The 25,820-nt window shown below is 60.9% G+C and carries 23 protein-coding genes; 16 read left to right on the forward strand and 7 right to left on the reverse strand.

Annotation, left to right across the window (positions count from 1 at the left end):
- Window positions 1-22 precede the first annotated feature (22 nt).
- Together AC2T3R_RS17325 and AC2T3R_RS17330 are read left to right on the forward strand one after the other, a co-directional pair.
- Entirely contained in the window at window positions 23-871 is an 849-nt protein-coding gene (locus AC2T3R_RS17325) for a transketolase (RefSeq protein WP_486744011.1), read from the forward strand.
- A complete protein-coding gene (locus AC2T3R_RS17330; protein ID WP_015271019.1) occupies window positions 868-1,866 on the forward strand; it encodes a transketolase family protein in 999 nt (332 codons plus the stop codon). The genes AC2T3R_RS17325 and AC2T3R_RS17330 overlap by 4 nt, the downstream gene beginning before the upstream one ends.
- A 166-nt stretch (window positions 1,867-2,032) precedes the next feature.
- Here AC2T3R_RS17330 and AC2T3R_RS17335 read toward each other — a convergent pair whose 3' ends face one another.
- The 4 genes from AC2T3R_RS17335 to AC2T3R_RS17350 are packed head-to-tail and all read right to left on the reverse strand — an operon-like array spanning window position 2,033 to window position 4,875.
- Window positions 2,033-2,767 (reverse strand): amino acid ABC transporter ATP-binding protein, encoded by a 735-nt coding sequence (locus AC2T3R_RS17335; RefSeq protein WP_015271020.1) that lies wholly within the window; start codon window positions 2,765-2,767, stop codon window positions 2,033-2,035.
- A complete protein-coding gene (locus tag AC2T3R_RS17340) occupies window positions 2,754-3,401 on the reverse strand; it encodes an amino acid ABC transporter permease (RefSeq protein WP_013973354.1) in 648 nt (215 codons plus the stop codon). The genes AC2T3R_RS17335 and AC2T3R_RS17340 overlap by 14 nt, the downstream gene beginning before the upstream one ends.
- Window positions 3,402-4,067: an amino acid ABC transporter permease gene (locus tag AC2T3R_RS17345; RefSeq protein ID WP_003258372.1), complete on the reverse strand. Its 666-nt coding sequence runs from the start codon at window positions 4,065-4,067 to the stop codon at window positions 3,402-3,404.
- A 22-nt stretch (window positions 4,068-4,089) separates the two neighbouring features.
- Window positions 4,090-4,875: a transporter substrate-binding domain-containing protein gene (locus AC2T3R_RS17350; RefSeq protein WP_486744012.1), complete on the reverse strand. Its 786-nt coding sequence runs from the start codon at window positions 4,873-4,875 to the stop codon at window positions 4,090-4,092.
- Window positions 4,876-5,137: 262 nt separating this feature from the next.
- Here AC2T3R_RS17350 and AC2T3R_RS17355 point away from each other — a divergent pair, with 262 nt between their 5' ends.
- The 4 genes from AC2T3R_RS17355 to AC2T3R_RS17370 all read left to right on the forward strand — a co-directional run bounded on the left by AC2T3R_RS17355 (window position 5,138) and on the right by AC2T3R_RS17370 (window position 10,301).
- Window positions 5,138-5,824 (forward strand): FadR/GntR family transcriptional regulator, encoded by a 687-nt coding sequence (locus tag AC2T3R_RS17355; protein WP_013973356.1) that lies wholly within the window; start codon window positions 5,138-5,140, stop codon window positions 5,822-5,824.
- A gap of 162 nt (window positions 5,825-5,986) precedes the next feature.
- Window positions 5,987-6,298 carry a hypothetical protein gene (locus AC2T3R_RS17360; RefSeq protein ID WP_486744013.1) on the forward strand — a complete coding sequence of 104 codons (312 nt, stop codon included), beginning with the start codon at window positions 5,987-5,989 and terminating at the stop codon, window positions 6,296-6,298.
- Window positions 6,299-6,468: 170 nt separating this feature from the next.
- Entirely contained in the window at window positions 6,469-8,715 is a 2,247-nt protein-coding gene (locus AC2T3R_RS17365; protein ID WP_486744014.1) for a putative bifunctional diguanylate cyclase/phosphodiesterase, read from the forward strand.
- Window positions 8,712-10,301: a methyl-accepting chemotaxis protein gene (locus tag AC2T3R_RS17370; RefSeq protein WP_486744015.1), complete on the forward strand. Its 1,590-nt coding sequence runs from the start codon at window positions 8,712-8,714 to the stop codon at window positions 10,299-10,301. Before AC2T3R_RS17365 ends, AC2T3R_RS17370 begins: the two co-directional genes overlap by 4 nt.
- 30 nt (window positions 10,302-10,331) lie before the next feature.
- On the opposite strand, the gene tssM is transcribed toward AC2T3R_RS17370, so the two are convergent.
- From tssM to vasI, 3 genes are read right to left on the reverse strand one after another with little or no spacing between them, the layout of a single operon-like run.
- Entirely contained in the window at window positions 10,332-13,940 is a 3,609-nt protein-coding gene (gene tssM, locus AC2T3R_RS17375) for a type VI secretion system membrane subunit TssM (protein WP_486744016.1), read from the reverse strand.
- On the reverse strand, window positions 13,915-15,405 hold the full coding sequence (tssA, locus tag AC2T3R_RS17380; RefSeq protein WP_486744017.1) for a type VI secretion system protein TssA: 1,491 nt from the start codon (window positions 15,403-15,405) through the stop codon (window positions 13,915-13,917). Before tssA ends, tssM begins: the two co-directional genes overlap by 26 nt.
- Window positions 15,393-15,965 carry a type VI secretion system-associated protein VasI gene (vasI, locus tag AC2T3R_RS17385; RefSeq protein WP_410952589.1) on the reverse strand — a complete coding sequence of 191 codons (573 nt, stop codon included), beginning with the start codon at window positions 15,963-15,965 and terminating at the stop codon, window positions 15,393-15,395. The genes tssA and vasI overlap by 13 nt, the downstream gene beginning before the upstream one ends.
- A 360-nt stretch (window positions 15,966-16,325) precedes the next feature.
- Here vasI and tssB point away from each other — a divergent pair, with 360 nt between their 5' ends.
- The 10 genes from tssB to AC2T3R_RS17435 all read left to right on the forward strand — a co-directional run bounded on the left by tssB (window position 16,326) and on the right by AC2T3R_RS17435 (window position 25,750).
- Window positions 16,326-16,829 (forward strand): type VI secretion system contractile sheath small subunit, encoded by a 504-nt coding sequence (gene tssB, locus AC2T3R_RS17390; RefSeq protein ID WP_486744018.1) that lies wholly within the window; start codon window positions 16,326-16,328, stop codon window positions 16,827-16,829.
- Window positions 16,830-16,846: 17 nt separating this feature from the next.
- Window positions 16,847-18,337, forward strand: a complete 1,491-nt coding sequence (gene tssC, locus AC2T3R_RS17395; RefSeq protein WP_486744019.1) for a type VI secretion system contractile sheath large subunit — start codon at window positions 16,847-16,849, stop codon at window positions 18,335-18,337.
- Window positions 18,334-18,744 (forward strand): type VI secretion system baseplate subunit TssE, encoded by a 411-nt coding sequence (gene tssE / locus AC2T3R_RS17400; RefSeq protein WP_025339895.1) that lies wholly within the window; start codon window positions 18,334-18,336, stop codon window positions 18,742-18,744. The genes tssC and tssE overlap by 4 nt, the downstream gene beginning before the upstream one ends.
- Window positions 18,745-18,747: 3 nt before the next feature.
- A complete protein-coding gene (tssF, locus tag AC2T3R_RS17405) occupies window positions 18,748-20,514 on the forward strand; it encodes a type VI secretion system baseplate subunit TssF (protein ID WP_054572469.1) in 1,767 nt (588 codons plus the stop codon).
- Entirely contained in the window at window positions 20,478-21,494 is a 1,017-nt protein-coding gene (tssG, locus tag AC2T3R_RS17410) for a type VI secretion system baseplate subunit TssG (RefSeq protein ID WP_054572468.1), read from the forward strand. Before tssF ends, tssG begins: the two co-directional genes overlap by 37 nt.
- Window positions 21,491-22,048, forward strand: a complete 558-nt coding sequence (locus AC2T3R_RS17415) for an FHA domain-containing protein (RefSeq protein WP_085720508.1) — start codon at window positions 21,491-21,493, stop codon at window positions 22,046-22,048. The genes tssG and AC2T3R_RS17415 overlap by 4 nt, the downstream gene beginning before the upstream one ends.
- On the forward strand, window positions 22,045-22,839 hold the full coding sequence (gene tssJ / locus AC2T3R_RS17420) for a type VI secretion system lipoprotein TssJ (protein WP_486744020.1): 795 nt from the start codon (window positions 22,045-22,047) through the stop codon (window positions 22,837-22,839). The genes AC2T3R_RS17415 and tssJ overlap by 4 nt, the downstream gene beginning before the upstream one ends.
- A 52-nt stretch (window positions 22,840-22,891) precedes the next feature.
- The gene (tssK, locus tag AC2T3R_RS17425; RefSeq protein ID WP_054572465.1) at window positions 22,892-24,229 is read left to right on the forward strand and encodes a type VI secretion system baseplate subunit TssK; all 1,338 of its coding nucleotides are present in this window, start codon (window positions 22,892-22,894) and stop codon (window positions 24,227-24,229) included.
- Between the two features lies 1 nt (window position 24,230).
- Entirely contained in the window at window positions 24,231-25,100 is an 870-nt protein-coding gene (icmH, locus tag AC2T3R_RS17430; RefSeq protein WP_486744021.1) for a type IVB secretion system protein IcmH/DotU, read from the forward strand.
- 134 nt (window positions 25,101-25,234) lie between these two features.
- A complete protein-coding gene (locus AC2T3R_RS17435; RefSeq protein WP_025339902.1) occupies window positions 25,235-25,750 on the forward strand; it encodes an Hcp family type VI secretion system effector in 516 nt (171 codons plus the stop codon).
- Window positions 25,751-25,820: the final 70 nt, after the last annotated feature.

Here is a 25,820-nt window from a genome sequence, read left to right on the forward strand (position 1 = left end):
TCGAAAAAAAGGAGTCACTTCAATGACTGCTGTGCCTACCTACACCGAGGCGCTGCCGCTGGCTGTGCGCGCTCGCAATATCCGCCGCCACGCATTGCGCATGGGGCAAGTCCAGGGCCAGGGCTATGTCGGCCAGGCGCTGGGCGCCGCCGACCTGCTGGCGGTCGCGTATTTCCATGCGCTGCGCCTCGACCCCGGCAACCCCGAATGGGAGCAGCGCGACCGTTTCTACCTGTCCATCGGGCACTACGCGATTGCCCTCTATGCCGCACTGATCGAGGCCGGCGTAATCCCAGAGGATGAGCTTGAAACCTACGGTAGCGACGATAGCCGCTTGCCCATGTCTGGTATGGCTGCCTATACCCCAGGCATGGAGATCACCGGTGGCTCGCTCGGCCACGGCTTGGGCATCGCCGTCGGCGCCTGCCTCGGGCTCAAACGCAAGGGGTCGGACAGCTGGGTGTACAACCTGCTGTCCGATGGCGAGCTCAACGAGGGCTCGACCTGGGAGGCCGCCATGTCGGCCAGCCATTGGCGCCTGGACAACCTGATCGCCATCATCGATGTGAACAACCAGCAGGCGGATGGCCATTCCAGCGAAGTGCTGGCCTTCGAGCCAATCGCCGACCGCTGGCAAGCCTTTGGCTGGTTCGTTCAACGCGTGGACGGCAATGACCTGGATGCGCTGGTCGGCGCCTTCGACCAGGCCCGTGCCCACGCCGGGGCGCAACCGCGCGTGATCATCTGCGATACCCGCATGGGCAAAGGCGTGCCTTTCCTGGAAAACCGCGACAAGACGCACTTCATTCGCGTCGATGAAAACGAATGGGACCTCGCCCTGAAAGCGCTGGACGCCGGGAGCCAAGCATGAGCACAGTGAACTCACCCAAGAAACGCCTGACCACCTCGGCCATGATCGCCTCGATTGCCGCCGACGGCCAGCCGACCCGCCCTGCCCCGTTCGGCCATGCCCTGGCAAGCCTTGCCGAGCAACGTCAGGATATAGTTGGCCTAAGTGCCGACCTGTCCAAGTACACCGACCTGCACATCTTCGCCAAAGCCCACCCCGAGCGCTTCTATCAAATGGGCATGGCCGAACAGCTACTGATGAGCGCCGCTGCCGGCATGGCACGGGAAGGCATGACCCCCTTTGCCACCACCTATGCGGTGTTCGCCTCCCGTCGGGCCTACGACTTCATCTGCATGGCGATTGCAGAAGAGAACCTCAACGTCAAGATCGTCTGCGGGCTGCCTGGCCTGACCACCGGTTATGGTCCTAGCCACCAGGCCACGGATGACCTGGCCATCTTCCGGGCGATGCCCAACCTGATGATCGTCGACCCCTGTGATGCGCTGGAGATCGAGCAGGCTGTGCCAGCGATCGCCGCCCATCAGGGGCCGGTCTACATGAGGCTGCTGCGCGGCAACGTACCCTTGGTGCTCGATCGCTACGATTACCAGTTCCAGCTGGGCAAGGCACAGGTGCTGCGCGGTGGCCGGGATGTGCTGTTGATTGCCAGCGGCCTCATGACCATGCGCGCGCTGGAGGCTGCCGAGCAGTTGCAAAAGGACGGTGTGGATGTATCGGTGCTGCATGTACCCACCATCAAACCGCTCGATGAACAGACCATTCTCGCCGAGGCACGCAAGCCTGGTCGCCTGGTGGTCACTGCGGAAAACCACTCGATCATAGGGGGCCTGGGCGAAGCTGTGGCCGGCGTACTGCTGCGCAACGGGGTCACACCAACCTTCCGCCAGATCGCGCTACCGGATGCGTTTCTCGATGCAGGGGCACTGCCGACTTTGCATGACCGATACGGGATCTCCACTGACGCTGTGTCGAGGCAGATCAAGGCATGGCTTTGACCGTAGCCGTGGGTCAAACCTGAAGCGCGGCGGATGCAAGCGTGATGGATACCTGGCCCATGGCAGAGGCGCACCGCAGCCCTTGGGATCCAGGCAATGATGAGAAATGCTCCGTAACATTCGATACGGAGCATTTTTTTGGGGCGACGAAACCTGCAGACGCTACCTAACCTCCTGCCACGCTACCGATGAAATTCGCCAGCTCAGCTGTTCGGGGCGCCGCAAAAACCTCGCGTGGATGGCCAGTCTCGTGGACCTTGCCTTGATGCATGAAGACCAGCTTGTCACCGACTTCCCGGGCAAAACGCATTTCGTGGGTGACCATGATCAGGGTCATGCCTTCACTGGCCAGTTGGCGCACCACACCGAGCACTTCGTTGACCAACTCGGGGTCGAGCGCCGAGGTGATCTCGTCGCACAGCAACACCTTTGGCGACATGGCAAGCGCCCGGGCAATCGCCACCCGCTGCTGCTGGCCGCCGGAAAGGCGGTCCGGGTAGGCGTCGAACTTGTCGCCCAGTCCAACCCTGGCGAGCATCTGCTCGGCCAACTGGCGGGCCTCGGCCTTGCCGGCCTTCTTCACCACCTGGGGTGCAAGCATCACGTTCTGGCCCACTGTCAGGTGAGGGAAGAGGTTGAACTGCTGGAACACCATGCCAACCTTCTGCCGCAGCGAGCGCAAGTCGGCGCGGCCGGCATCCAGGTATTCGCCATCCACCTCGATCACCCCATCGCTGATCGACTCCAGGCCGTTGAGGGTACGCAGGAAGGTACTCTTGCCGGAACCGCTACGGCCGATGATGGCGACCACCTCGCCCTCCTCGATCGCCAGGTCGACACCCTTGAGCACATGATTGTCGCCGTAGTACTTGTGCAATGCGGACACTCTAAGCAGGGGCATGCAGCCTCCTCTCCAGGTAACGGGCGCTCAGCGAGAGCGGGTAGCAAAGGACGAAGTAACCCACGGCCACCAGACCGTAGATCAGGAACGGTTCGAAAGTGGCGTTGGCCAACATGCCGCCGGTCTTGGTCAGCTCGGTGAAACCGATGATCGAGGTCACCGCCGTGCCCTTGACCACCTGCACCGAGAACCCGACGGTCGGCGCGACGGCAATGCGCAGGGCCTGGGGCAGGATCACGTGGCGCAACTGCTCCAGACGGCTCATGGCCAGGCTGCCGGAGGCCTCCCACTGGCCATGTGGTATGGACTCGACGCAGCCTCGCCAGATCTCGGCGAGAAAGGCACTGGTGAACAACGTCAAGGCGATGGCCGCCGCCATCCAGGCCGAAACATCGATGCCGAACAGGGCGATGCCGAAAAACACCATGAACAGCTGCATCAGCAGCGGCGTCCCCTGGAACAGCTCGATGTAGCTCCTGGCCGCGCCACGCAGCATCCGGCTATCGGAGATTCGCGCCAACAGCAGCAACAGCCCGGCAATACCACCGCAGACGAACGCCACCAGCGACAGCAGCAAGGTCCATTGCAAACCTGCGAGCAGGTTGCGCACGATGTCCCACAAGGTGAAATCCATTCAGCGTCTCCCCGTCAAAGCGCGCCGGCCGATCCATGCCAGCAGTTGGCGCACCAGGATAGCCATGACCAGGTACAGAGCCGTGGTCAGCAGGTATGTCTCGAAAGCCCGGAAGTTGCGCGACTGGATGAAGTTGGCAGCGAACGACAGTTCTTCTGTGGCGATCTGCGAGCACACCGCCGACCCGAGCATTACGATCACGATCTGGCTCGACAGGGCCGGCCAGACCTTGGCCAGTGCAGGTTGCAGCACCACATGGCGAAAAGCCTCGAAACGACTCATGGCCAATGCCGCCGCAGCCTCCAGTTGCCCTCTGGGAATGGCCTGGATACCCGCCCGAATGATTTCGGTGGAATAGGCCCCAAGGTTGATCACCATGGCCAGTACCGCCGCCTGCCATTCCGTCAACCGAACGCCAAGCGAGGGCAGGCCGAAGAAGATGAAGAACAACTGGACGATGAAGGGCGTGTTGCGGATCAGCTCCACGTAAAGGCCGAACAACGCATCGAAGGGCCGTAGTCGCCAGGCGCGCACCACCGCACCAAGCACACCGATGGCCACCCCGAACAGGGTGCCGATCAACGTCAGCTCCAGCGTGAACACAGCCCCTTCGAGCAGCAGGCCGCCTTGGGCCAGCACCGGGGAAAAGTCAAATTGATAGGCCATGGGTCGGCGACTCCAGGGCCGTTCAAAGGTCGGCCGGCAATGGCTGCTTCAGCCACTTTTCGGCATTGCGGTCGAGGCTGCCGTCGGCCTTGGCCGCATTCAAAGTGGCGTTGACCTTCTCGAGCAAGGCCGGCTCCTGCTTGGCCAGCCCCACGTACACTGGCGAGTCCTTGAGTTTGACCTTCATGACCGGCACCTTGTTCGGGTTCTTCTCGGCAATGACAGCCATTACCACGCTGCCGCTGGCGATCAGCTCGACCTGGCCCGACAGGTAGGCGGCGATGGTCGAGTTGTTGTCCTCGAAGCGCTTGATGACCGCACCCTGAGGGGCGACCGCGGATAACTCCATGTCCTCGATCGAGCCACGCGTGACACTGATGGTCTTGCCGGCAACGGCACCGATATTGTCGATCGACGTCTCGGCCGGCCCGAACACTGCCAGGTAGAACGGTGCGTAGGGGAGGGAAAAATCGATCACCGCTTCCCGCTCCGGGTTCTTGCCCAGGCTGGAAATCACCAGGTCGACCTTTCCGGTAGTGAGGAACGGAATGCGGTTGGTGCTGTTGACCGGGGTCAGCGCCAGCTTGACGCCGAGCCTGTCAGCCAGTAGCTGCGCGGTGTCGATGTCCAGGCCGCGAGGTTTGAGGTCCGGCCCCACCGAGCCGAAGGGAGGGAAGTCCTGGGGTACGGCTACCTTGAGCACGCCCCGGGCAGTGATGTCGGCCAGCGCATCGGCCTGGGCGTGGGAAACGCTCATGACGCCGCCACAAACCAGGGCGGCCAGAAGCAAGGAACGGATGTTTTTCATGGAAAATGCCTCGGGTGCATGCGAAGAAGTTGCCTAGCCCGAAAAGCACAGGCCGTGCCAGCGTTGCCCGGCAGCCCCGGAATACGCTTTCGCCCCTTGGCATCATGCGGTCTTACTGGTCTGAACAGCTAGCGCCTACCCTCTGCCATCGCCCCCCTTTCGTGCAGCCACCTGCCCCGCTGCGTCAGCATGGGGCGATACTTGCCAGGCAACCGGTAAAGCCTTTAAAAAGCGCAGACCCCTTGCCAGCTGGTCTGAACAGATGCTCGACACACTCCCCCGCGCAGTTCCGGAAATCGCCTTGCAGGCTATCCGCAAACTGATCCAGGAAGGCGACTACCAGCCCGGTGATGCCCTGCCCTCCCAACGTGACCTGGCAGAGCAGTTGGGTGTAAGCCGCGCCTCCCTGCGCGAGGCGCTGTCCTCCTTGAGCGCCTTGGGGCTGGTGAGCGTACAACCGGGCAAGGGGGTATTCGTCCAGGCGCCGCCATCCGCCACCGGCTTCTCCTGGCCCTATGCCGAACAGGTATCCGCCGTCGATACCTTCCAACTGCGCTATGCACTCGAAGGGTTCGCCGCCGGCTTGGCGGCGCTGTACCTGACGGCAGCGGACATTGATGCGCTCGAAGCCAATGTCGAGTCGATGCGCCAGGAGCTGCGCGCCGGCAATTTCGAGGCCGCAGCGCGCCTGGACTTCGCCTTTCACCGCCGCCTGCTGGAAGCGAGTGGCAACCACGCCATGCTGCAGGTGATCACCACCAGCCAGGACATTTTCCTGGAGAGCCAGAAGCTGCCTTTCATTCGCCCTGAACGCGCAATGGAGACCTGGCAGGAACACCGCAAGATCCTGCGCCAGCTTGCCCGTGGCAACCAGGCCGGGGCACAGCGTGCAATGCAGGAGCATATCCGCAACGCGGCATCGCGCACGAACGTGGTGTTCCCATGTTGACTAGTTCGCCAAACACCGGAATACCAGGCCTGCCGTGCATGACTGCACACAGCAACATCACCCTCACAGGGTAAGTGGAAAGGTCTCAGCATTGACCTGAATCAATCAAACGCCATAGGCGGTGTTGTAAACAGCACACCAAACATATGGGAATGCAGTTTGATGAGCGAGTCCAACCCGGCAACCAGAATTATCTGCAACAATCTTGAACTGGCCGATCAATTGCGCCAGTTGTTGGCGCCTGTAGCACCCGATTGCGAGGTGCTGAGTACGCCGCGCAATTGCAGCGTCGCCCCTCTTTGCCGCTGGCTCGGTGAAACCCAGTTGGGCTCGGCTGGGCAGATACAGGCTGCCTTGCTGGATGCCACCGAGGTTCTCGAACAGACCCGACACGCCTTCAAATCCCGCGAACTGGGGCTGCTGCGGCGACGCCTGGTTGCATTGCTGGATAAATTGTCGGAAGATCCCCAGTGATGTGAATGTGCCATCACCAGGTTCCGCCCTGCGGGAACCGGCTTTGCCGAGCAGGATAATAGGCCTGAAAGACGAAGCGCCGTGGCAACAAGTTCTTGAGCAGAACTTGTTGCCACGGCGCTTTTTTTTGTTCAGCAAAAAGGAATCTTCTCCAACACCGGGGGATGTGAATGAAGGTGACAAAAGACCTCGAGGAATTACTCAAGCGTATCCGTCTCGACCATGCGGAGATTGTCGAACGCTTTCGCTTTCTCGACTGGAGCGCCGAAGATGCCAGACGACTAGGCGTAGCAGCTCAGTACATGGCCCCGTCCCAGCAAGCTTTCGTCGACCATCTGTACCGTCACCTGGCGGAATTTTCCACGCCGTCCGCGTTGCTTCGCACGCCGGAAGTCACCGCCCGTTTGAAGCAGAGCCAGGCTGAGTATTACCAGCGCTTGTGGAGCGGCCCCTACGATGAAACCTACGTCAACGGCCGCCTGCGCATCGGTGTGATCCATCAGCAGATCGGCCTGGAGCTGAAGTGGTATCTCGGCAGCTATCGGCTTTACCTCGACGACATGCTTGAAAGCGTGTTCGGCGACAGCCCGGATGCCACGCTGTATTCCAGCCTGTTGAAGGCAGTGTTCTTCGACATGACGCTGGCCATCGATACCTACAGTGCGGCCCAGCACAAGGCGCTGGAAGATAGTGAGGCTCGCTTCGCCCGCGCGCTGCGCGGTGCCAACGACGGGCTGTGGGACTGGCATGTCGATCAGGACCGGCTTTACGTTTCAGAGCGTTGGGCCAGCATGCTTGGCCTCAGCCGCGACAGCATCGGCGAGAGCAGTTCCAGTTGGTTCGGTCGCGTGCACCCGGACGACCTGCCGGATTTTCGCCATGCCATCGATGCCCATCTTCAAGGGCAGACATCATCCGTTCACCACGAGTACCGTATCCGTAAGCACAACGGCGACTACATCTGGGTCCTCGTGCGAGGGGTCGCCGAAATGACCAACCCTGGCGAGCTACGCATGGCTGGCTCGCAGTCTGATATCAGTGCACGCAAGGATGCCGAGCAGCGCCTCCAGCATACCGCCCAGCATGACCCGTTGACCGGCCTGGCCAACCGCATCCGGCTTGACGAGCAAATGCAGAAGACCTTCAGGAAGCAGCGCAAGGGCGGTGACTACGAAGCGCTGCTGTTCATCGATCTGGACCGCTTCAAGTTGATCAACGATAGCCTCGGCCACAACGTCGGTGATCGCGTGCTGGTGGAAGTGGCAAGGCGCTTGAAAGAGTCACTGCGCCCCACTGACCAACTGTTCCGCTTCGGCGGAGACGAATTCATCGTTTTGCTTCACGACCTCACCTGCGACCGCGACGCCGAGCAGATATCCCAACGCATCCTCGACAACCTGCACCAACCGCTGCACATGGACGGTCGAACCCTGGTGGTCAGCGCCAGCATCGGCATCGCTCCGTTGCACGACAATGGCAAAGCCCTGGATGTGCTGCAGGCTGCCGACCTTGCCCTCTACCGAGCCAAATCTGCCGGCAAGGCGCGGTACGCCCACTACGACGAAACATTGCAAGATACCGCGCAGCAGCATCTGGAACTGGAATCCGCGCTAGGCCAGGCACTGCAACAGAATGAATTTGAACTGTACTACCAACCGATCTATCACCTGGACCAAGGGACACCTCTGGTGACCGGGGTCGAGGCGCTGTTGCGGTGGCGCCATGGCGAACGCCTGATCTCGCCACTGGAGTTCATCCCTGCGCTGGAGGAATCGGGAGAGATCATCCGCGTCGGCGAATGGGTACTGCGCCAGGCCTGTCGGCAGGCCCGGGCCTGGCAACTGGCCGGGCATGAGCGCCTGCGCTGCTCGGTGAACATTTCCAGCACGCAATTGCAACAAGCCGACTTCACCCTCCGGCTGATCGATATCCTGCAAGAAAGCGGCCTGCCTCCCGCCAGCCTGATCCTGGAGATCACCGAAAGCCAACTGATGCACGACGACATGGACACGCTGGCCTGTCTGCATGAGCTGACCAGCCTTGGTGTTCTGCTGGCGCTGGACGATTTTGGCACGGGTTACTCCTCGCTCGGCTACCTCACGCGCTTTCCGCTGCACATCCTCAAGCTCGACAAGATCTTCATCACCGGCGTTCCTTACGAGAACAAACAGAGCGCGATCAGCCAGGCGATCATCGTTCTCGGCCGTAGCCTCGGCCTGGAAGTAGTGGCCGAAGGCATCGAGAGTTCGGCGCAACTCGAATTCGTGGTCGGTGAAGGCTGCCACTACGCCCAAGGCTACTGGTTCAGCCGGCCACAACCCGCCGCTCAGATACAACACCTGCTCAGCACAGAAGACCGTTTCGAAGGAAGCGCAGTTACCCGGCGCGTACCTGTCAGTTCAGGAGAAAAACAATGAAAACCAATCTTCCGGTCAGTGGTCGTGCCGTCGAATTCAGCGCAAACGCGAACATTCTTTCAACAACCAACCCAAAGGGCGCCATCACTTACGTCAATCCCGACTTCATCAACATCAGCGGATTCAGTGAAGCCGAATTGCTCGGCGTCAATCACAACATCGTGCGCCACCCGGACATGCCGCCAGAAGCTTTTGCGCATATGTGGCAGACACTCAAGGATGGGCGCTCGTGGATGGGGCTGGTAAAAAATCGCTGCAAGAACGGTGACCACTACTGGGTCAGCGCCTATGTCACGCCGATGCAGCGCAATGGCGAAACAGTGGAATACCAATCGGTTCGCACGCTACCGGCCAAAGCGCTGGTGGAGGCTGCTGAACATCTCTATGCACAGTTGCGTAGTGGTAAAAAGACCAACTGCCTGCGTATGTCACGGCTGTCCGTCGGCATGCGCCTGGCACTTGCCAGCACTGGCGTGAACCTGCTGTGCTTTGCTGCCTTGGGCTTGCTGGGTGCGTTGCCCTGGAGCCATGCCGCTTTCTCCATGACGCTATCGAGCTTGCTGCTTGGCGGCGTGTTGCGCTTCAGCCTGCGCCCCCTCGACGCCCTTGCCCGAAAAGCCAGGAATATCGCCGACAATCCGCTGAGCCAGATTCTCTACAGCGGCCGCCGCGACCAGTTTGGCCAGATCGATTTCACCCTGCAAATGCTCGAAGCCGAGACCCGGGCAATAGTCGGACGCATTGCCGATTCGTCCCGCCAGTTGAGCAAGGAAGCCGAAGAGCTTCTGTCTGCAGTGGACAACAACAATTGCGCAACCCTCCGCCAACAGGGGGAAACTGCCCAGGTTGCCAGCGCAATAACCCAGATGGCCAGCAGTGTGCAGGAAGTGGCGCGCAACGCTCAGCTCACCGCCAGCGCCGCGAACCTGGCCAACCAGGAATCCGACCGCGGCCACCAACTGGTCGAGCAGACCCGCCAGCACATTGATAGCCTCGCCAGCGAAGTGCAACAGACCAGCATGGTGATTCATCAACTGGAACAGCATGGCAATGAAATTGACCGCGTACTCGAGGTCATTCAAAGCATCGCCGAACAGACCAACCTGCTTGCCCTCAACGCCGCCATCGAGGCTGCCCGCGCTGGAGAGGCGGGCCGGGGTTTCGCGGTGGTCGCCGACGAGGTGCGCGGGTTGGCTTCGCGGACTCAGCAATCCACTGCTCACATCCAGGGCACCATCGACACCCTGCGGCGTTCCACGGGGGATGCCGTGCTTGCGATGCAGCGCAGTCACAGCAAGGCCGGTGTCAGTGTAGAACAGGCACTGCTGGCTGCCCGGGCGCTGGACGGGATCACCCAGCGCGTAGATGAAATAAGCGGCATGAGCGTGCAGATCGCTGCCGCCGTAGAGGAGCAGAGCGCGGTGGGTGACAGCATCCAGTGCAACCTGGCCGATATCAGTCAAACCACCCAGAAAAGCGTGCACGCCAGCAACCAGAGTCGAACCACTGCCGCCCATGTCGCCAAGCTGGCCGAGCGCCTTCAACTGCTGTCGGCGCAACTTTGGGGGCGCCAGCGCAATGGGTGACCGGTTCGCACCGTACTCCCAAGCCAACCCTCACAAGCCGGCCTGCGTGGTCGGCCCCAGCTTGGGCGACTTCTGCAACAACCCTCGTGGCAACTGGAAACCTTTGAAAGGCTCTTGGGTTATAGGGTTGAAGGCTTTCTGCGCGTTAAGCCTGTAGCGCATCACGCCATCGCCGGTCCTGAAGCTCAGGTCCACGCTGGTCGCCGTGCGCCCATTGAGCGAGCCACGGCTGAGCAAGCGGAACATCGACCAGGGGCCACGGTACTCAAGGCTGCTGCTGTTCCCGTTCTGCCGGAGCAAGGTCAGGTTACTGCGCACCTGCTGCCCCAAGGTATTGGGCCAGACGATACCGGTGATCTGGCTCGGGCCATGGGTGTAGGGAATCAATTGGCCGTCCAGGTCCAGCAAGCTTGTACGCTGGTTGGCACTCAGGCCCAACGGCTCGATGCTGAACTGCACACTCAGGTTGCCGCGCTGATCAAAGAAGGTCTCGCGGATACGATCTGCCCGCTCCAGCTGTTCGAGCACATCACTGCGGATCAGCGACTGCCCCTGCTGGCCGGCCTGCAGGGCTTCGAGGTTATCCCTCAGGAAGACCTTCAGGTATTGATCATGGAACTGCTGCAGCCGCCCCTTCGGCCCGAAGAAGGCCTCAAAGTCGTCCAGCGAGGCGTCGGGAGCTTTCACGACGAAGGGGTAGCGCCCTGCCAGACGCTGCTGGAAGAAGCTGTACACCTCGGCGTCCCAGCGTCGTTCCAACTCGCGCAGGGCTTCGACATTCAGCACCTGTGCTGTTTGATCGGCCATCTTTCTGACCTGGTGGTTGATCGGTTCCGGTAAGCCGGTGGCCACCCGCTGCAGGGTGCCGATGGGGTCTTGCCCTGTCATCGAGAATCGCTGATGCACGGCCTGCAGCGCGGCCTTGCCTCGGTCGGGGCTGTCCTGCACCGCCTTGGCGTAGTCGTGCACGGCTGCGATGGCAGCAAGAGTCTCGTCGTAGTAGCTGGGTTTCTCACCGGTTGCCTGCAACATGGCACTCAGCCCGGCAAAGGCCCGCTGAATGGCCCAGGCCTGTTGTTGATCAGGCCTGCCACTTGTCGGCTGCAACGCTTCGACCTCCCCGGCTGCCTCAGCGACAACGGCTGATGAAAGCGAAGTGTTGTCCCTCACTGTGTCCAACAACCGATGCAGGGGCGCTGCTGGCCCGGTCAACTGCTGCAGGATCGCTACGCCATGATCCAGGTCGTGGAAGTCAGCCACCGAAAAGGCATTCAAGGCACGACGCCAACTGTCAATGAAATCGGCGCTGTACAGGTTACGTAGCCGCTCGCCCAGTGCCTCCCGGTCGGCATCCGAGTAATCGAGCTGGCCACGCTCTCCAAGTGCCCACTGGTCGATCATGGCCATATCTGCAAACCTTTGACTACGTGGTTCGAAGTACTCTTTGAAGCCCTTGGCGGTGAGCATCGGCGCTATCAGGACACCATCGCCCTGCCTGAAGCCAGGAGACGACTGATACACCACATCGAACGCTGGCCCCACCTGATGACGCAGGTCCAGGCCGGCATTCAACTGCTCTCCAGCCTGCTGTTTCAGGCTCGCGTACACCCGCTCTGGCAAAGGTACCTTGCGCAGGACCTGCTGCACCTCTGCAATACGCTGGCGATACTGCGGCAGATCGGTATCGGCATAGGCCAAGGCATACTGCAGGTGCCGCATGAGGTCGCCTTGCAATTGCCCCTGCCCGGGGAACTTCTGTTGCCACTGGCGCGCCATCCAGTCCTCGACCCATTCGGGGCGGCGGCTCTGGCGGTCCTCCAGCATTCGATAAACCCGAAGCGCAGCCATCTGCTGTTCACTGCCCGGCGGCGCAGCGTCCATGGCATCGATCACACCGCTGGCCAAGGCTGGCAGGAAGCGCCTGGAGAGCAAGCTCAGGTAGGCCTCATCGACGCGAGGGCCAATGGCGCGCCCCTGATACAAGCCTAGGTCGGAAACACCCGGCCACGCGGCACGATAGTCGCCAAACACCGACACGGCATCGCGTATCTGGTCCAGCGGTTCCAGCAGGTTGCGTCCGGTGGGGTCCAGACGCTGGTCCACTTCGTGATGACTGTACTCTCTGCTCTTGGCGAGCACGTTGGCGGCCTTGGCGCCATTGATGTCAAAGTAGCGTTGCCAACTGGCGATGGCGACACTGAAGGCCAGCACGCCTACTGCAGACCCCACCCAGAGCAACCGACGTTTGCTGCGCGCTACCTTGATGTTGTCCCCGGCAAGGCCGGCCTCCTGGTAGATGACTCGCCGGAAGGCGTGCTGAATGAAGTAGACCAGCGCCTGCCCCTGCGCCTTGCCTTCACGCAGTGGAAACTCGGTCTTGTACGGCTGTGCCGCCTCACGCACGAACGCATTGAGCATGTCGCCCTGCTGCAAGACCGACGACCAGTACACGCCACGTACCAATGCAGGCGTGGTGAAGCGGTCACTTGCGAGGGTTTCTTTCAGGAAGGCCAACAGTATCGGACGCAGCCCGATCAACTGGGCATGCAACGAGAACAAGCGAACTCGCGACGGCGCACCGGCCAATACATCGAGCCGGTCCACTACCTGTTCAAACAATTGCCTTATCAACCGATCGTAATGATCGCCATATTCATCCAGCCAGGCATCGAACGTGCCGACCGCATCCAGTTTGAAGGTGAAGCCCAGCATGTTTTCCCGCATGGCGGCAGGAAGCCCAGCGTACAGCTGGTCGAAACCGTCCAGCAGATCGAATTTGGCCAGTACCACATACAGCGGCAGGCGCGAGCCCGACTGACTGCTCACTTCATACAACCGCGTGCGTAGCACATGCGCCAAGGCGACACGTTGCTCAGGCGTGCCATGCAGTAGCGCAGGCAGGTCAACGACCAACAGCAAGCCATTTAGTGCTCTCTGGCTTCGGTTACGTACCAGCCAGCCCAGCATGTGTTCCCACAACCTGGCCGAGGTGGCGGGTGGTGCTTTCGACGTGTCTGACTCCTCGGCTGATGAACCTGCCATCGATTCCTGACGGACGAAAGCGCCCGGCGGGTCGATGATCACCGCATCGTTACTGACCCACCAGCCTATCGGATAAGCCAGCACCTGCGCTTGCCTGCCTCGCGCTTGTGCCTTGTCGATGCGGGTCAGGGAAAAACTCTGTTCGGTACGGTCGATGAAGCTGGTCTTGCCGGCCTGTTGGTCGCCCACCACCAGATACCACGGCAGTCGGTACAAGGCACGCCTGCCACCCGCATTGTCCAGATAGCGTGCCAGCCCTTGGTCCAAGGCTTTTTCCTGTGCCTGGACGAAAGGCAACACGTTGTCCAGTTCAGCGTCCACCGCCTGCTTGCGTTCGGCCTGCAAACGGCGAAAACGCCTGCGCAGCACCACAAGCCAGCAGAGTAGCGGCACCAACACCAGCGCCAGGCTGGCCAAACCGCGATGCGCCACGCTAGCCAGCGGCTGCTGCCCGCGCCAGACCCATTGCGGGCCGAGCCACCAGATTGCAACCAGCATCAATGCGGCACCCAGCCCGAGCAGCAGCGGCATGGCCAGGCCAATACGGGCCACCAGGGGCAAGCCCCAACGTTTAAGATGCTTCCACAGTTGATTCATCCTGACTCCCGTTCCTTGTTCCAATCAGCCCTTGATGGACCGTGCACGCGTACTGCTGAAGGTGTTGAAACACCGCAGGCTCCCAGGCGCTGGCGGTGGTTTCCTGCATCGTTCGGGCAACGCCTGCGCACAAGTCCTGGGCCAGCCAGGACACGCCCCGAGCAGCCAGCAGATCAGCCGCGATCACCGTGGTATGGCAGCGCTCACGCAGGCTGCGGAAGTCCGCCTGCATGCCCTGCAGCCTGAGCAACACCGCTTCCACGCCGCTGGTTTCCAGTTGGCAGGCCAGCTCCTCTCGCAACGTGGCGAATTCCTGAGAGGCTGCGTCCGAATCGGATTGCCCTTGTGCCCCCCTGAGCCACGCCAGACATTGGTCATCGACAAATACCTTGCCGTCGCTGAAGCACAACTGCTGCAGCGCGGGCATGCGCTGCACGAACCGCGCGGTTGCAGCGCGAATGGCCTCAGCCACCTCGCCCATCGCCAGCCGCGTGGCAGCGCTCGCTGCCAGAAAGCTGCCGCGAATCCAGTAGGGGCAAGCCGTCACGCTCTTTTCGATCCGCTGCAGCAGGGCCGTGTCGATTGCAGTAGCGGCAATGGCATCTTCATAGTCCCCGGCAATGTCCTGCGGCACCGCCATCAGCTCCGTGCGGTTGCCCTGCCTGGTTTGAGGCGGCGTCTGGATGTGCGCCCACAAGCCGAACCGACGCAACTGGTAGCCAGCAGGATCGTAAGGGTCCTGTTGATTGATCAGCTCGGCCATGGTCAGCATGGCCCTTCGTGATTCGCGCTCGTTGCCCAACGACACACGGGGCGTCGGCGTGGCAATGACCTCGGCCAGTGGCGCAGACTTGAAGGCGTTTGCAGGGGGCTTGTCCGTGGTGGGCTCGGCAAGGCCGTTTGAAAGCTCCGTGTGCTTGCGTAGCAGGCGCTCCAGTTCGCCAAGGGCCGCTTCATCGAGCTGCGCTGCTTCCCGCTGCTGTTGCAGGCGTTGCAGCGCGCCCTGAGCCGCCGCGGCGTGCGCGGGGCTGAACGTGAAGCGGTCCAGGCGCGGCAACGCCACGAGCAAACGGTTAATCATCAGGCCAACCAGCTTGCGCTTGCCGAGGAACCCTTTGGGGCCCGGTTTCGGGTATGCGCTTTCCCAATAGGCTTCGACCATGCCGGCCAGCAGTGCGACGGTAAAACCCCAGCGCTCCCAGCATTGGCTGCGCAGCCAAGCGACACCCAGGTGCGCGACGATGCGCAGGTGCTTGCACTCCTGGCCCAGGTACTGGCGGGACGCTTCTTCGATATAGGCCCAGTCGATGGAAGGCTCCTGCAGCCCACCCAGCTTGACCATTTCCTGGTCAATCGCCTGGTAGGTTTCGTTCTCCACATCGAACAGACCGGCAGGGTTCTGCGCGTCGATGGGGGCAAGCAACCGGGCAATTTCCTGTGCGGTGACCTCTGCTACCAGCGACATGCCTTGCGCGCCTCATCGATGAGTGGGTCCAGCCCCTGAGCGTCGAAAACCAGCCCATCAACGGCTGGGTTGTCGCTCTCGACCTGAATGCGATGGGCCCCGATCAGTGGCTTGATCTGCTCGATGCCCGGCAAGCCCCTGCCAGCGTCAAGCACCTGGCCGTTCTCCGTCACCTGCCAGGGTGTAGCGAGGGTGGAGCCACGCTCCCCCTGCAATCGTACCCTCACCCGGCCGGCATCGATGGGTTGTGCGGTAACCAGTTGCAACCTGGAAATGTTCTGCACACAACTGATCACCAGGTAGGGGTGCGGTGCGACCGAAGCGATTGCGGGCGCCGAGATCATCAGCCCGTCATCCCCTTTTTCGAGGCGAAACGTCAGCTCCTCCGGCGACCGCCCCGCCTCATGGGTCATCACACGACGCAGCGTGGGCGAATCCTGCTCCGGCGCGGACCATTGCAGTTTCGTCACATGTGCCGGGGTGCCAGCGGCCTGGTCGAAACAAGCCAAGCGCTCGACGTTGGAGACGATCTGTGGGCAGTCCCTGGTCTGGCTTGCCAAACTTGGCGCCAGGGAGAGCAACATCGAAAGGCCAACGCCATATGCATAGCGAAGAATCATATTGGCTTTACTCACTCGTAAAATATCGCAACAGTGCCACCCGACTGGCCAGTCACGATTTAATAGCAGTCATCCACACAACTACCGAATAGTGGAGCACCGAAACGAAACAAAGGCTAGTACAGAAAAAATCATATTCACAACCAAATATTTCCTTACACTTTCACGCTCGACGCACAATATTTTTTCGGTGCATGGTTTTTTACACGCACATAGCGAGACTCCAATTACGTTTAAATTTAAACATAACTTTGTAGGACGCTTCCTACATATATCCAAACTTCACGAAGGCTGACATCCATGAATAAAAGCTCAGGCTCCGTTGCACCCAAAGAACGCATAAACATCAAGTACGTACCGGCCACCGACGGCGAACAAGCCGAGGTAGAGCTGCCGCACAAGATGTTGGTACTAGGCGATTTCGGCCTGGAAGATGCCCGCGCGCTGGAAGACCGTTCGATCATGCGAATCGACAAACACAGTTTCAACAATGTGTTGAACGACGCCGATGTCAGCCTCGCCATGTCCGTGCCATCCATGCTCAGCACTGCCCCCGACGCAGAGCTGGCGGTCAACCTCCAGTTCAAGTCCATCAACGATTTCGGGCCAGACAGCATCGCCCGCCAGGTACCGGAGCTGAACAAGCTGCTGGAGCTTCGCGAGGCATTGGTCGCGCTGAAAGGCCCACTGGGCAACGTGCCCACGTTCCGCAAGCAACTGCAGCACCTGCTGAATAACGAACAGGCACGCAAACAACTGGCTGAAGAACTTGACCTGGTGCTCGAGGCGCCAAAAGAAGACTGAGACAACGGAGCGTCCCCATGCCAAAGCAAAACAGCACGACCGTCGCGGTTGAAACAACAACCGAACCACTGAGCAACGCCACCCTGCTCGACCAGATCATGGCAGAAACCAAGTTGGCACCTACTCAAGAGGGCTATCAAGTCGCTCGCCAGGGTGTATCTGCTTTTATCGCCGAAATCCTTAAAAGCCATGACCCTGATCAACTCATCAACAAACATCGTGTCGACCAGATGATCGCTGAACTGGATCGAGTGCTCAGCAAGCAGATGGATGCCATCCTGCATCAACCCGAGTTTCAGCAACTTGAATCCGCGTGGCGCAGCCTCAAACTTTTGGTCGACCGAACCGACTTTCGTGAGAACATCAAGCTTGAAGTCTTGCATGTCAGCAAAGATGACTTGCTCGATGACTTCGAGAATGCCGCCGACATCACTTGCAGCGGCATATACAAGCATGTTTACACCGCAGGTTATGGCCAATTTGGTGGTGAACCCGTTGCTGCGATGGTTGGCAACTACAGCTTCGGCCCCTCTTCTCCCGATATAAAACTGCTGAGTTACATGGCCTCGGTCGGTGCCATGGCACACGCACCTTTTCTCGCGGCGCCCTCTCCTGAGTTCTTCAATCTGAGCAGCTTTGAAGAGCTGCCCAATCTGAAGGAGATCAAGGACATTTTCGCCGGCCCCCGGCATGCCAAGTGGCGTGCGTTCCGCGAAAGCGAGGATGCCCGTCATACCGGGCTGACCGGGCCGCGATTCATGCTCCGCTCTGCCTATCACCCGCAAGAAAACCCGGTCCAGAGCTTCACCTACGACGAGGACATCGCCGGGCGGCACGACAACTATCTGTGGGGCAACTCCGCCTTCCTGCTGGCCAGCTGCATCAATGACAGTTTTGCCCGCTACCGCTGGTGCCCGAACATCATCGGCCCGCAGTCGGGTGGTGCCGTCGAGGACCTGCCGGTGCACCTGTACGAGTCACTGGGTCAGCTGCAGGCCAAGATTCCGACCGAAGTCCTGATCTCCGACCGCAAGGAGTTCGAGCTGGCCGAAGAGGGCTTCATCGCCCTGACCATGCGCAAGGACAGCGACAACGCCGCGTTCTTCTCGGCCAACTCGGTACAGAAGCCGAAGAACTTCCCCAAGACCCCGGAAGGCCTGCAAGCACAAACCAACTACAAGCTCGGCACCCAGCTGCCCTACCTGTTCATCGTCAACCGGCTGGCCCACTACATCAAGGTGCTGCAGCGCGAACAGATCGGTAGCTGGAAAGAGCGCAAGGACCTTGAGTCCGAACTGAACAAATGGATCAGGCAGTACGTCGCCGACCAGGAGAACCCGTCAGCCGATGTGCGCAGCCGTCGCCCATTGCGTGCTGCAAGGGTCGAGGTGTCGGACGTTGCCGGTGACCCGGGCTGGTATCAGGTCTCGCTCGCCGTGCGCCCGCACTTCAAGTACATGGGGGCGAATTTCGAGATCTCACTGGTCGGTCGGCTTGATACCCAATGAGTGGATTTTTCGACCGTTTGGTGACGGATCAACTCGCAAGCCGGGTGCCCTCCAGGCAAGAGAACGCTACCCAGAAGTTCGCCGCCATCAAGCGCCACCTGGAAACGCTGCTCAATGCTCGCCAGGGTTGCTCGCAAAGCAGCCCTGAGCTGGGCCTGAGTGACTTCAACGGGCACGACGCAAGCAGTGGCGACCTGCTGAAACAGGTGAGCGCGGACATCCGCCGCACCATTCAACGCTTTGAGCCGCGTGTGCACGTGCGCGCGCTCAAGGCCGTCCCCGATTGCCATGCCCCGCTGGAACTGCATTTCAGGCTGGACTGCCACGTGCAGGTCAACAACCACACGGAGCAGCTGCAACTGGAGCTGCTGGTCAATGGCCATAACCGCCACACCCGAGTGAGGTGACCTATGTCACTCAAGGACCGATTCAGCGAAGAGTTGCGTTACCTCCATGAACTGGGGAACGACTTCGCCCAGGACAACCCACAACTTGCCCGCCTGCTCGGCAAGGGTGGCAGCGACCCGGATGTCGAACGCCTGATGGAAGCCTTTGCATTCCTCACGGCCAAACTGCGGCTCAAGCTGGAGGACGACCTGCCCGAGCTGACGCACCCCATGCTGCAGTTGCTGTGGCCCAACTACCTGCGGCCCCTGCCGAGCGCCACGATCATCCAGTTCACGCCGCGCAAGCAAGCGCTGAGCCAGTCGCAACCCATCGCCAAAGGCTCGCGGTTGTTCTCCAGCCCCGTGGATGGGGTGCCCTGCGAATTCCGCACCTGCACGGCGGTGGACATTCACCCGTTCGAGATCGAGTCGGTGAACGCTACCCAGACACTCGACAGTTCGGTGGTTCGCATCGGCCTGCAAACCTTGGTCGAGCGGCCGCTGAACACCCTGGGTTGCGCCAGCCTCGACTTTCACCTGAGCGGCGATACCCAAACTGCTCGCACGCTGTACCTGTGGATCGCTCAATACCTCAAGCATGTCTGCGTGACAGTCAATGGTGGGGTACGCCGGCTGCCGGCCAGCAGCATCGTGTTCCCAGGCTTCAGCCCGGACGAAGCGCTGCTGCCTTACCCACAGAACGTCTTTGACGGTTACCGGATCCTGCAGGAGTACTTCGTATTTCCCGAGCGTTTCCACTTCGTCAGCATCACCGGCCTGGAGAAAATCTGGCCTGATCAAGCGACTCAGCGGGTCGGCCTCGAGTTTCACTTCACCCGACAGCTACCGGATTCGCTGCGTGTCGGCAAAGCAGACTTCAGCCTGTTCTGCACCCCGGCGGTGAACCTGCTCAGCCACAGCGCCGAGCCCATCGACCTGTCCAACCGGCCCGCCCAGGTCGAGCTTGTGCCCAGAGGCAAGGAGCGGCACGCCTATGAAATCTTCAGTGTCGATCGGGTCATCAGCACCCGCACCACGACTGACGGAAGTACCGGCGAACACCTGAGAACCTTCCGCCCCTTCGAGTCGTTCGCCCATGAGATCGAGCATGTGCAAGGGCGCACGGCGTTGTACTACCGCTACACACTCGAGGACTCCCTGCGCGGCGATGGCGTCACCCATCGCATCGCTTTCGTGCGCGCCGATGCCAACGCCTACATTGGCGAACTGGAAACAGCGTCCATCGACCTGACCTGCACCAACCGCGACCTGCCGCTGGCGTTGGGTATCGATGACATCAACGTGCTGACCGAGATCACGCCGCCGCTGGCCACCTATACCAACATCCGTGCCCCCACCCGCCCCTACCGGCCGGTGCTGGATGGCCAGTTGCAGTGGGCCCTGATCTCCAACATGTCGCTCAACTACCTGTCGCTGCTCTCGGCCGAGCCGCTGAAAGCGGTCATCCGCGCTTACGACTTCGCGGCCTTGCACGACATCCAGCAGACACGCACCACCCGCAAACGCCTCGATGGCATCCGTGATGTGCAAACAGAGCCGCTGGACTGGCTGATCAAGGGCCAGCCCATTCGTGGCTTGCGCACGCGGCTGAAGCTGGATCAAAGCGCATTCCTCTGCGAAGGCGACCTGTACCTGTTCGGTTGCGTGCTCGCGCACTTCTTCGCCCTGTACGCCAGCATCAATTCCTTCCACCAACTGGAAGTGATCAACACCACCAACAACGAGCACTACACATGGCCAATCCAGACCGGCAAGCAACCGCTGATCTAGCCGACAAGCTGTTCGCCGAGGCGCACCAGTACAACTACTTCCAGTTGCTGGAACGCCTGCACGGCTTGCACGGGGATGACCTGGAACCACGCTGGCCAGATCAGGCCACCCGGCTGAGGGTGCGGCTTGCCAGTGACCCGCGGCTGAGTTTCCCGGTTTCCGACATATACAAGGTCGAACGCATGCCCGGGGAAGCTGACCGCTATCGCGTGTGCACCACCTTCATGGGCTTGCATGGCACCGACTCGCCGTTGCCCACCTATTACCTGGAGCAGGTGGCATACGAGCATGCACAGGGCATCGGTGTGCGGCCGGCGTTCTTCGATTTCTTCAACCACTACCTGCTCAGCTTGCTGCATCGCATCTGGCGTAAATATCGCTACTACATCCGCTTTCAGCCGGGAGCTACCGATGGGTTCTCCCAGTACATCTTTGCCCTGCTCGGGTTGAATGACAGGCAGTTGCGCGGGGACACGGCACTGCCGTGGAGCCGGCTGCTCAGTTTCGCCGGCGTCATTGCCAGCCGCAGCCGTGCGCCGGGCACGGTCGCCGGCATCATCGCCCACTGCTTCGACTTGAAGCAGGTACAGATCCGCGAGTTCGAAACCCGCTCGGTCCCCACTGCCGCCAAGCAACTGGTCAGCCTTGGCCGCAGCAACGGCGAGCTGGGCAGCACCTTCATGGTGGGCAGCCGCACGCGAACACGCAGCAGCAAGTTCACCATCGTGATCAGCGAACTCGACCCAGCGCAATTGCGTGACCTGCTGCCCAGCGGCATCAACTTCGGCCGGTTACGGGCACTGATCGACTTCCTGCTGCGGGATGGCCTGGCCTATGACCTGGAGCTGCGCCTGAAGCAGAACGCACTGCCGCCCTTCTGCCTGCACCGTAGCCTGGGTGCCTACCTGGGCTGGACCAGCTTCGTCGATGACCGTCACGGCCAGAGCAGCCCTGTGGTGCGGTTCCGGGGGCGCTCATGAGCACTTTGACCTTGAGCATCACCAACCTGGATCAGTTGCAACACAACGTCACTGCCCGACATCAGTTCGACTGCACAGGCGGCACCATCGGCAGCGCGAAGGCCACCTGGCGGATCAACGATCGTGAGCAGACCGTTGCACCGATCCATTGCGAGATCCGCTGGATCGAGGGCAGCTTCTGCGTCATCGATCGCTGTCAGCGTACCTACCTGAACGACAGCCTCCACAGCCTGGGGTCGCTTACCGCCAGGCGGCTGCTCGAGGGTGACCAGTTGCGTATTGGCGCCTATCGGCTGCAGGCCCAGCTTGCGCAGGCCGATGCACGCTCACTGGAGGACCTGTTCAGCCCTGAACAGAGAACCCTTGATCACTGGTTGCTGGATGTTCCACCCAAGGCTTCTCACGCCGCTGCAGCCGCCCCCCAGGCTGTCGCGGACATCTGCTCGGCATTCGAACCGGGCATGGGCAACGACCCCTTGGCGGCACTGGACACAGAGGCAGGGCCGGCGCAGCAGAGCCCACTGGAACGCCTGATTTCAGGAGAACGCCCATGATGCGTCCAACATTCGTGGCCGGCCTGCTGACGGCGCTGATCGGGCTCTCGGGTTGCACGTCCCTGAGCAAGATTGGCCAAGTGGTGATGGACCCGTCATTGCCCGTCGGACCGCCCGGGGAACACCCCACCCAGGTCGCGTTCAGCATCAACGCCAGCCCAACGCTCAATGGCAACCCGAACAGCCTTGAGGTCGCGCCCGAGCCCGGGCCGGTTGTGGAGCCCAGCCCTTACGCGGTCAGCCTGAGTGCAGGCGACCCCTACGTGCTGACCGAGAAAGTCGGGGCCTTGTTCGAGTATCTGCTGGAACAGTTCCCGGCCATGTCTCCCGTCGATTTGCCAGTTGACGATGGCGATGATCCGGCGCGCTCTCCCCTGGAAGAAAGTACCCCGGGCAGCTACGACGACCCGACCGTGGTGCTGACCTTGCCGCGCACCACCACCGTGGCCACCGAACCCGTCGCTACGCCCATGGCCGTGAAGATCCTGCAACTACGCGACGACTCTCTCTTGCGCAACAGCGTTTACGAACTGCTGGACAAGGACCCTGCCGAGGCACTGCGCAGCACCTACATACGCGATGACGATTACCTGCTGCGCCCTGGCCAGTTCAAGTTCATCCCCTTTGCGCCCATCGAGCCCGAAACGCGCTTCGTCGCGGTGATCGCCGACTACCGGAACCAGGAAAACGCCACCTGGAGCCAGGTGCTGCGCATTCCGCCCCGCGGGCACCAGATCATCCTGTCGGTGTTGCTCAACGACACGCAGCTCCTGCTCAAGGAGGAAGACTGATGGCGCCTGTAACCCCGCCCTTCTCGCTTACTCACGCTGACATGGAGCGCTCATGAGTTCACGTAATCCTGTCCTGTGGCCGGAAGGCCTGTTCGTCAAACCGCAGCATTTCCAACAGGCCGCCCGTGCCGCCGAAGCGGCCCTGCATCAACGTCTTGGCAGCCTGAACGCAGCCTTCTATGGCTTCAGCGAATTGCAGTTGAACGACGAGTATCTGAGCCTGGGCAAGGTCGCCATCACCCGTGCACGGGGCATCATGCCGGACGGCACGGTGTTCGATATCCCTGCAGACCTGCCACCACCGCCACCGCTGGAAATCGAAGACGACGGCGCGAAGGACAGCGAGATCTACCTGTGCCTGCCGCTGCGCACCGAAGGTGGCCGTGAGGTGAGCTGGCCCGATAACCCCGCCAACTTCCGTTACAGCGCCCAGTCCCTGGAAATCAAGGACACGCACAGCGCCGACGGTGACCTGGTGCAGGTTGACCTGGCGGTGCCCAACCTGCAGCTCAAACGCAAGGCCGACGACAGCAGCGCCTACACCCGCCTGGCCGTGACGCGCATTCTGGAGCGGCGCCCCGATGGCAGCCTGCAACTGGATGAAGGCTTCTATCCCACCAGCGTTTCAGTGCGCGCCGTACCCGCGCTGCAACGGTACCTGGAAGAAATCACCAACTCCCTGCGCGAACGTGCGCGCAACCTCGCCGCCCGCATTGGCGCCTCCGGGCAGTCCGGCATCGCCGACATTCGTGACTTCAACCTGCTGCAGGCCATGAACCGCTGGTGGCCATGCTTCCAGCATCTGGCAAGGCAAGGGCAGACCCACCCCGAACAGTTGTACCTGTGCATGAGCCAGGCCTGTGGCGAGTTCGTGACGTTTACCGACGAGAGCCGGCTGCCGCAGGAATACCCCGCCTATCACCATACCGCGCTGCGCACCTCCTTCAAGCCGCTGGAGGACACGCTACGCCGGGCACTGAGCACGGTGCTGCAACCCCGCGCCGTTTCGCTGCCGCTGGAGACGCTGGAGTACGGCTTGCTGACAACCACGCTGGAGGATCGCCGCCTGATCGACGAAGCCGACTTCATTCTGGCAGTGCGAGCCCACATGCCGCCTCAGACATTGCGTCGAATGTTCGTGCAGAAGGCAAAGGTCGTCTCGCTGGAGTCGTTGAACGAGGTAGTGCCGCTGCAGCTTCCGGGGATTCCACTGGTGCCGCTGCCCGTGGCACCTCGGGATCTGCCCTTCCATGCAGGCTTCACCTACTTCGAGCTGGACCGTCGTTCCCCGGCTTGGGCGGGCATGGAGGCATCCAGTGGCTTCGGTATCCACGTCGCGGGGGAGTTCCCGGGGCTGGAACTGCAGTTCTGGGCGATCAGGAGCGAATGAAATGAAACAAGAAAACAGCCCCCAAACTGATGCCGAACAGGTCGAAAGCGAGCAACTGCACGCGATGCTCGAGGCGTCATTGTCCAACGATTCACCCGCACCGACAGAGGCTGATGGCCCTGAGCGAACGCCAAAGGCAGAGCCGGTGTATGAAGGCTACCCGGCAGACCCAGATTTCCAGCTACGTGGCGGCTACGACAACCTGATGCTGGATGCAGCCGCGCCGCTGTTCGGCCTGGTGATACGCCTGCGCACACTGGATGCCTTGCCCAACATCAAGGAGGTGCACCAGCAGGTGCGCAACCAGATAGAAAACGTACGGGAAGAGATGCGCCAGCACGGCTACGAGCCCGCTCAGTTGCTGGCGTACTCATACGGTCTTTGCCTTTTCATCGATGAAGCTGTCATGGACAGGCCTTGGGGTAAAACCAGCTGCTGGAGCCAGGAACCCCTGCTCAGCATCTTCCACGACGAAACCTGGGGTGGAGAGAAAGTCTTCACCGTACTGTCGCGCCTCATGCAGGAACCCAAACGTTATCAGGACGCGCTGGAGTTCATGTACTTCGCGCTGTGCCTGGGCCTGAAGGGCAAATATGCCATCGCCCCGAAAGGCGAAGAGTCCCTCAACGCATTGATACACCAACTCCACGGGATTATCCGAGAACTGCGCGGCCCGACTCCGGAGACCGTCTGCGACCCGTACACCAACGTCGCCCCAAGCAACTTCCGCATGAACCGGCAATGGCCGTGGTGGAGCCCGTTGGTCATTTCCGCCCTCGCCATGGCGGTGGCCTACGGCATCTACAGCTACCGGCTGCACCTCATTACCACCGAGGTGCTGGAGTCGCTGAACGGCATCTTGCAGCAGTAGCGAGCCCACACACGGCTCACCTGATTTCAAGGAATTAGCGAAGCGTTTGCTTCGTTGACAAGCCCATCGTTCCCGATGGCCACGCCACCCTGGGTGCGCGTGTTTATATCCACATGGACGCAGGAGAAACTGCCATGCCAACACCCGCTTACATCAAGATCATTGGTCAAACTCAAGGCAACATCACTGCTGGCGCATTCACCGCTGAATCCGTCGGCAATGTTTACCAGGAAGGCCATGAAGATGAAATCCTGGTTCAGGAAATCCAGCATGAGGTGACCACGCCTACTGATCCGCAGAACGGCCAACCCACCGGTCAGCGCGTGCACAAGCCGCTCAAGTTCACCAGTTCGCTGAACAAGGCCACGCCTCTGATGTATCAAGCACTGGCCACTGGCGAAATGCTGCCGACCGTTGAAGTCAACTGGTACCGCACTTCAATGGAAGGCAAACAGGAGCACTTCTTCACGACCAAACTCGAAGACGCCACCATCGTCAGCATCAACACCGTGTTACCCCACGCTCAAGACAAGGAGAACGAAAACTACACGCAGCTGATCGAGGTTGCGCTGACCTATCGAAAGATCACTTGGGCGCACGATGTGGCCAATACCGAAGGGTCTGACGACTGGCGCGCACCCGCCGCCTGATATTTACGAATGCTCCGGGTGGGTATACCTGCCCGGACTTTGTATTACTTCAGACGGCGGACAAGGATTG

The organism is Pseudomonas sp. PVC-5-1 (assembly GCF_057444345.1).